This is a genomic window from Caulobacter sp. CCH9-E1 (assembly GCF_001556515.1).
In the GTDB taxonomy this organism is placed as follows: domain Bacteria; phylum Pseudomonadota; class Alphaproteobacteria; order Caulobacterales; family Caulobacteraceae; genus Caulobacter.
In genome coordinates this window covers 1-504 of the sequence record NZ_LSJA01000137.1, presented here as the reverse complement: position 1 = coordinate 504, position 504 = coordinate 1, and the positions used below count along the sequence as shown (strand labels likewise).

The window sequence follows — 504 nt, the reverse complement described above, 5'->3', positions numbered from 1 at the left end:
GGTTCACCCTGACCGAGGCGATCGAAAACCTGCGCAAGCGCAAGTTCGAGATCGACACCTTGATGCTGGTGGCCGCCGCCGGGGCCGCGGCGCTCGGGCAATGGGCTGAGGGCGCACTGCTGCTCTTCCTGTTCAGCATGGGCCACTCGCTGGAACACTATGCCATGGGCCGGGCCCGCCGGGCGATCGAGGCCCTGGCCAAGCTGGCCCCCGAGCGCGCCACGGTCCGCCGTGACGGCAAGACCGAGGACGTCGCCGTCGAGGCCCTGGAGATCGGTGACATCATCCTGGTCCGGCCCAATGAGCGCATCGCCGCCGACGGCGTCGTCGTGGCGGGCGACAGCAGCGTCAACCAGGCCCCGGTCACCGGCGAAAGCGTGCCCGTCGACAAGCGCGCCAGCGCCGATCGCGATCTCGACTTCGCCAAGGCCAGCGCGGAATACCGTGTGTTCGCCGGCACCATCAATGGCGCGGGCGCGCTCGACATCCGCGTGGCCCGCAAGG

The 504-nt window shown here is 70.0% G+C and carries 1 protein-coding gene; it reads left to right on the top strand.

Annotated features, from left to right (window positions below):
• A partial coding sequence (locus AX690_RS09400; RefSeq protein WP_156449615.1) for an HAD-IC family P-type ATPase occupies positions 1-504 on the top strand: 504 nt, incomplete at both ends.